General features: G+C 33.9%; 5 protein-coding genes. All 5 read left to right on the top strand.

Annotation, left to right across the window (positions count from 1 at the left end; all coding sequences use genetic code 11):
• The first annotated feature begins 123 nt into the window (after positions 1-123).
• The 5 genes from H8718_RS16750 to H8718_RS16730 all read left to right on the top strand — a co-directional run bounded on the left by H8718_RS16750 (position 124) and on the right by H8718_RS16730 (position 6,981).
• The gene (locus tag H8718_RS16750; RefSeq protein ID WP_249333955.1) at positions 124-522 is read left to right on the top strand and encodes a helix-turn-helix domain-containing protein; all 399 of its coding nucleotides are present in this window, start codon (positions 124-126) and stop codon (positions 520-522) included.
• A 25-nt stretch (positions 523-547) separates the two neighbouring features.
• A complete protein-coding gene (locus tag H8718_RS16745; protein ID WP_249333954.1) occupies positions 548-3,655 on the top strand; it encodes a glycoside hydrolase family 2 protein in 3,108 nt (1,035 codons plus the stop codon).
• 15 nt (positions 3,656-3,670) lie between these two features.
• On the top strand, positions 3,671-4,309 hold the full coding sequence (gene pnuC, locus H8718_RS16740; protein ID WP_177669932.1) for a nicotinamide riboside transporter PnuC: 639 nt from the start codon (positions 3,671-3,673) through the stop codon (positions 4,307-4,309).
• A 704-nt stretch (positions 4,310-5,013) separates the two neighbouring features.
• Positions 5,014-5,790, top strand: coding sequence for a pentapeptide repeat-containing protein (locus H8718_RS16735; RefSeq protein ID WP_249333953.1), 777 nt, complete (start codon positions 5,014-5,016; stop codon positions 5,788-5,790).
• 147 nt (positions 5,791-5,937) lie between these two features.
• Positions 5,938-6,981, top strand: a complete 1,044-nt coding sequence (locus H8718_RS16730) for a helix-turn-helix domain-containing protein (RefSeq protein ID WP_249333952.1) — start codon at positions 5,938-5,940, stop codon at positions 6,979-6,981.
• Positions 6,982-7,187: the final 206 nt, after the last annotated feature.

Here is a 7,187-nt window from a genome sequence, read left to right as displayed (position 1 = left end):
TAGAGGCTGCTTGAAAAAAATATGCAGTTGGCGAACTATTCAATATGCCTTAAGGCATTGCTAGTAACATGCCCTTATAGGGCTAGAGCAAACCACCCGTTAGACGGGTGGTTATGATTTAATATGGAGGTACAAAAGCTTTTTATTCTTTTATCCATGCATATAGACAGAATGCGTTTAATTAAACAAAAGTGTGAAAATAACCTCTTAGAAGCAGTCCTATCTTATATGGATGACCACTATGAACAAGATATTCATATAGAGGCGTTAGCTAGGACTTATAAAATAAGTTCACGATATTTAAGAAGACTTTTTATGGAGCAGGTTGGTTTTAGTGCCGTTGAATATATGACTATGCTTAGGATAGAAAGAGCTAAGGATTTATTAAAAAATACGTCAGTATCTATTTCAGATATTGCCATGAATGTGGGATATAACAGCTTTCAATATTTTAGTCTAATTTTTAAAAAGAAAACAGGTGTTTCACCAAAGGATTTTAGGAATCAATATAGGATGAAATAAGGTAAAGTATAAAAGGAGATATAAAATGATTAGAAAAGCAGATTTTATAAATAAAGTATGGCAAACGCCTCTTTTACCGCCTATTCCAGCCCAGCTAGAGGGGAGTTCATGTAGTAGCCTATGTTTGACCAATCGTATAAAGAATGAATGGCAATTTTTATTTGAGGAAATCAAAGATATTCCTTCACCTTTTGCTAAAAATCAAGATTATGATTTTAATACAGTTGATGAAATAAAATGGGACGAGATTATTGTACCAAGTTCTTTGATAATGCAGGGATATGATATTCAAAATAATGTGGAGTATTACTATAGACGAAAAATTACTATTCCAAAAGAATATGCTCAAAATAGAGTCTTCTTAAGATTTGAAGGCGTCTATTCCAATGCACGTATATGGGTCAATAATCAATATATCAAAACACATGTAGGCGGCTTTACTTCATGGGATTGTGATATTACAGCACTTGCACAGGAAGAAGAAGTAACGCTTATTGTAGGTGTCGCAGATATAGAAGGAGACCATCCTGGCGTATGGAATCCAAATGGGCAGGTGATTAGTGACTCTGCTTGGGCAAGTTATTATGCACATCATAATATTGGAGGCATCCTGCGCGATATTACACTTTATGCACTGCCTAAAAACTACATTGCAAGAACACATATAGATACTATTCTTGATGATGCGTATAACGATGCTGTTTTAAAGATTGATTTACAGTTATATACAAATAATGAGCCTATACAAATAAAGGCTGAATTATTAGATGAGCATAATCAGCTTATGGTAAGTGAAATTCATTCTATTGACTTAAGCTATTTAGATACATGGACTTTCCCAAAAGATCAACTTATAATGCACCCAGATGAAAATTGGAAAGCAGAAAATCAAGAAGCTTATGAGAATGATAGAAAGTTTGAGGCACGCTATATTGACCAGGATTCAGATAAACCGTATGAATGTAATACTTATTCTGTATGCCTTGAGATGGATGTAGAGGGAGCAAAATTATGGGATGCGGAACATCCACATTTATATAAAGTGAAAATATCCTTATGGGATGGTCATGTAATGCTTCAGGAGAATCATCATAAAGTTGGGTTTAGACAAATTTGTTATGGGGGCATGCGTCATACAGATGCCAATAAAGTTTATATCAATGGACATGAGATTAAATTACGTGGTGTATGTAGACATGATGTTTCTCATTTATATGGTAGATCTTTGACTAAGGAAGATATAAGAAATGAAATCCTTGCTTATAAGAAAAATAACATTAATCATATTAGAACCTCTCATTATCCAGCCTCACAGTATTTATTAGATGTATGTGATGAGCTAGGCATTTATGTAGAGCAAGAGAATTCAGCATGCTTTAAAGGAGACAATGGTTATGATATTTATAATCCACCGCAAGACTTTGTAAATAGCTTTGCTGAAATGATAGAAAGTAGCAGAAATCATCCATCTGTTATCATCTGGTCCTTAGCCAATGAGTCAGGCTTTGAACGTACTTATGCATTTAGAACAGAGTATGACTATGTTAAGATAGAAGACCCAACAAGACCAGTTATATTTAGCTATCCTTATACAGTTAAGTCAAATCCGGTGCCATATGACCTTTATAGTCAGCACTATGCATCGGTAACAGGTTTGTTAGGGAATGATAAGATGCCTATATTACATGATGAATTTGCACATGTAGCTTGTTATAACCTAGAAGACTTGATACGTGATAACAGCTGCCGTGAGACTTGGGGAGAAAGTATTAAGAAAGGTTGGGAAAATATATTTAAAACAGATGGTGCCCTTGGATGTGCTATATGGGGAGGGATTGATGATGTGTTTTATATACCAGAGGGTACAAGTGAGTCACATCAGCATCATTCAAAAGGTAAAGCTGCAGGATATGGTGAATGGGGAGCTGTACTTGATGCTTATAAACGAGAGAAACCAGAAGCTTATTTAACTAAAAAAGCCTTTTCACCTATACGCCTTGATGCAGATAGAAGTACTTTGGGTAAGGATATTATACTTTATTTAAGAAATTGGTTTGATCATACTTCCTTAAAAGAAGTAAAGATGATTTGTACAGATGAAAAGGGAGATCTACTTTATGATGGCTTTATTCAGGAAGATATTCCCCCTCACCAAGATGGTGTTATTAAGCTATTAGGGGCTAATGTTCAAGGCAATAGCATAAATGTAAGCTTTTATTATAACGATCTCTTAATTGATGCCTATCATTTAACACAAGTAGTATCAGTAGATTCTTTAACAGAAATAAGTTTAAAACAATCCTTTGAGATAGTAGAAAATAGGGACAAGGTTAGTATAAATACACCTTCTGCCTCTCTATACTTTGATAAGCATACAGGCAAGGTTTCTTACTGTAAATCAGGGCAAATGGACCCTGTGGTAACTGGACCTTACCTCTATATGAATGAACAAGAGGTAGCAGTAGTGCAAACGGAAGAGGTTATATGCCAAATAGAAAATGGATTAGCTGTTATGACGCTACGTGAAAGATATGATAACCTGTTAGGGGCTTATATTAAAATGATTTTTGACGGGGTGGATCTACATACTTTTATAAGTATCCTAGATGATGATACAAAGCTAGAACAAGTGGAGCAGCTTGGCGTAAGATATAGATTGCTTGATAAGGTTGAGGCTATTTCATGGCATCGTAAGGGACTGTACTGCACTTATCCTGAACATCATATTGGAAGAAATGAAGGGACTGCTTATTTAAGAAGGTGTAATAGTGATATGCTTAAAGATGAGTATGGTGTAAAACCTGAATGGTGCTGGGAACAGGATATGGCAAATTATTTCCTATTTGAGGATAATAGTAAGGGAATCACCAATGATTTTAGAACAAGACGTAATCATATTCAGGATTATACTGTTCATTTTGTAGATGGTAGTAACTTATGTGTAACACCAATAAATAGTCATCTAGGAGCATTCGTAGAATATGATACGATAAATGAAAAATTAATACCTCACTTACAAATAGCACTTGGAGATTATTATCCAAAATTGGCATGGGGAAATTATTGTGGCGAGCCGTTAGACATTCCGCAGGAAAATACACTAGATTTCAAGCTTGTTCTTTGCAATCTATAAGAGGCATAGAAGATAATGAATAATAAAAAATATAGATTAATACTCCTTATACAATTCATTATTATTTTACTATCCGGTATTTTTTCAAGTGATACTTGGTATGCCATAGGTGTTTCTATTATAGGTGTGGTATTTAATTTCCTTGTATCTTTGAATAACCCAGTAGGATTCTTATTTGGATTTGTCTATGCCATTACAAATGGAATACTAGCTTATAATGGACAGATTTATGCCACTTTTATATTTATGCTCTTTTTACAGGCACCAATGGCCCTATATAGCTTTATAAGTTGGAGAAAAAAGAAGGAAAGTACAGAAGCTATTATGAAGAAAATGTCTTTTAGGCAAAATAGTATGTTAGGGTTTGCAATGATTGCCCTAGGCATTGTGATGTATTTTGTGCTTCAACTCTCTAATAGTACCAATGTACTAGTTGATAGTGTATTCTTTGTATTTAGTGTGAGTGCTTGTTTATTGCTCGCATTCTGCTATAAAAATGCCTATATGATTACTTTAATGTCAGGTGTTTGTGGAACGATTTTATGGACTTATCAGATGCTTGAAACAGGAAGTGGCTTTTCTATTGCAGCCTTTTATCTAATTGTTTCTATTAATTCTATAATAGCTGTTTATGAGCAATATATCAAAAAATAGATAGAAAAATCCTCGTAGTAAAAGAACTACGAGGATTTTTACAATATAAGCTAGCATAAAACCATCCCCCTTAAATTTAATGGTTTTATGCGGGCTTTTTGTGGCAAAACTTAAGTAACTTAAGGTTTTACAAGAGTAGAATGAATAGGTGAGACATTTCTTATATAAGGCTGTAGGTACTAGGTGGGTATGACCAAGAGGCTATAGGGGAAAGGGATGCCACTGCATGTATCACCTTAAGACTATTGGGGTAGCACGTAGGACGCTAAGACTTAGGATAGATGAGCCTAATCTTATTCATTTGAAACTGGTAAAGCTTTGAGCACTTATATATAGGTGATGCCCCTTGCAACAAGAGCTGCCACGACGCTTGCTGCAAAGTTCATGTAAGTGAATGAGCTAGAAGTTAGAAGGGGGGACTAACTGTTTACTCAACAACTTACAAGATGTAGGATATGAAACTGGCCTAGGATTCGTTTCACGTCCTTACACTTATATATATACGGATAAGTATAGCAAATGCGTCATAAAATTATAAAAAATTTTATTAACGTCAATTAGAAAGTATGATCCAAAAGAATAGTAAAGTAGCAAAAGATGAACCTTACTTTATACTAGTATATAGATTTATAAAATTGCATGATAATATGTAATTATATTAATAAAAAGGATTTGAGCAATAAATCCTTATAGGAGAAACTTAAATGGGAAAATTATACAATGCCTTAACTATAGATTGCCAAAAGTGTTGTGGGCTATGTTGCATTGCATTATACTGCACTAAAACAGATGGCTTTCCTTACGATAAAGTAGCGGGTACACCATGTAAAAATTTATTGTCAGACTTTCGTTGTCACAGCCATCATGAGCTTATAGAAAGAAAATTAAAAGGCTGTCTTTCCTATGATTGCTTTGGAGCAGGTCAAAAAGTTACACAAATAATTTACAAAGGGGAAGACTGGAGAAAGAGCCCTCATTGCCGAGAGCAGATGTTCAAGGTTTTTCATATTGTTACACAATTACATCAGATGCTATGGTATTTGCTGGAGACTTATAGGATGAGTAATAATCAAAAGATGCAAGAAGACATACGCACACTCATAAGGAAGAATGAGCATATGACAACATTATCCCCTAATGAAATTCTGATGCTAGATATAGAGAGTTATAGAAAAAGCGTTAATACTATCTTAAAAAGCATAAATACTAGTCAGCCTAAAAAAGTAGATTATATGGGGAAAAACTTTAAAAGGGCAAATCTTGATGGGAAAGATTTCAGCATGTCCTTTTTGATTATGGCTAATTTAGAAGGGTGTAGCTTAAAAGGCACTAACTTTTTAGGAGCAGATCTACGAGATACTAACATTCAAAATACAGATTTAAGTGAGAGCATTTTTCTAACACAAATGCAGGTTAATGCCGCAAGAGGAAATAAAGCAACTCAATTACCAAAACATTTAACGAAGCCTACTACATGGTAGAGACAACTCCTATTTGACTCAACTTACGCTTGAGTAGACTCTAGAAATGCTTTATTGTTTAATGAAAGTATATACCTTAAAATAAAGTTGTAATGAGGCGGCCGAATTATTCAAGTATTAAATAGTGGTAAGATAGGAGAAGCAGGCATGAAATTAGAAATAGGTAAATGTATTAAAAGCCTACGATTGCAAAAAGGCATTACACAAGAAGAACTTGCCAATTATTTAGGGATTTCTTACCAAGCAGTCTCTAAATGGGAAACAGATGCTAATACACCAGATATTGCATTACTTCCACAGCTTTCTATATTTTTTGGTGTGACAATAGATGATTTCTTCAAATTATCAGATGAGGAGCATTTTAAACGTATAGATAACATGTTACTGAATGAGCGTATTATTTCAGATGAAGGGTTTGCCTATGCAAAGAAGTTCCTAAATGAATTGCTTATGCAAGATTCACAAAATATAGAGGCACTTTGTTTATTGTCTAAACTTTATAACCATAGGGCAAAATCAGATCATGAATTAGCTAAAACCTATGCTAAAGAGGCATTACTTTATGAGCCAACTAATCGCTCTTTACATGTAAGACTGATAGAAGCTAGCCAAGGTATTACAGGAGATGGTTATATTGATAATCATTCAGAACTCATAAAGTTTTATCAGAACTTCATTATACAGAACCCAACATATATAACAGGGTATATTATACTCATTAACCAGCTTATTGCTGATTCTAGATTTAAGGAAGCAGAGCGAGTGATTAAGCAGGCTAGGAAAGTAGAAGATCGTTATGTATTCTATATTTTTGAAGGAGATATACAATTAGGCTTAGGACATAGAGAAGAAGCAGTTGAAATATGGAATGAGACAGTTAAACGCTTTACCCATATATGGCAAGTATACGCATGTCGTGCAGACCGTTTCTTAAAATTAGATAGAGTAGAAGAAGCCATGAAGGATTACCATCAGTGCTTTGATATGCAAGAAAAACCTAGATTGGTAGATGGATTATGTTCCCTAGCACCTTTATATGAAGAACGAGGGGAGTATGAAAAAGCAATAAAAATATGGGAACAATACATGATGGTCTTACAAGAAGATCATGGTATCACAACGGGAGAGGCACTCGATGCCCCTATGAGAGAAATTGAAAGATTAAATAACTTAAAAAGCTCCTCTATTTAATAGGGGGCTTTTAAGTTATTTAATCTACTTATTTTTTTAATTTAGTTTATGTAGAAGGCATATAATTTATTTAGTTATTTTTGTAATGAAAGTTGAATATTTCTGTAAATTTTATTGTAAAAATATAATGAATATGATAAATATAAGAATATATAGAACAAAGAAAGAATAAAAAAGAATATTATTATAATAGGATTGCTCAAGGA

The sequence above is a fragment of the Zhenhengia yiwuensis genome (genome assembly GCF_014384995.1).
Classification (GTDB): domain Bacteria; phylum Bacillota; class Clostridia; order Lachnospirales; family Cellulosilyticaceae; genus Zhenhengia; species Zhenhengia yiwuensis.
This window is presented reverse-complemented; position numbering and strand designations above follow the sequence as displayed.

What these genes read in the sequence shown, in the direction of transcription:
- H8718_RS16750 (WP_249333955.1), top strand. Translation starts at nt 124, where the DNA reads ATGGAGGTACAAAAGCTTTTTATTCTTTTATCCATGCATATAGACAGA.
- H8718_RS16745 (WP_249333954.1), top strand. Translation starts at nt 548, where the DNA reads ATGATTAGAAAAGCAGATTTTATAAATAAAGTATGGCAAACGCCTCTT.
- pnuC (WP_177669932.1), top strand. Translation starts at nt 3,671, where the DNA reads ATGAATAATAAAAAATATAGATTAATACTCCTTATACAATTCATTATT.
- H8718_RS16735 (WP_249333953.1), top strand. Translation starts at nt 5,014, where the DNA reads ATGGGAAAATTATACAATGCCTTAACTATAGATTGCCAAAAGTGTTGT.
- H8718_RS16730 (WP_249333952.1), top strand. Translation starts at nt 5,938, where the DNA reads ATGAAATTAGAAATAGGTAAATGTATTAAAAGCCTACGATTGCAAAAA.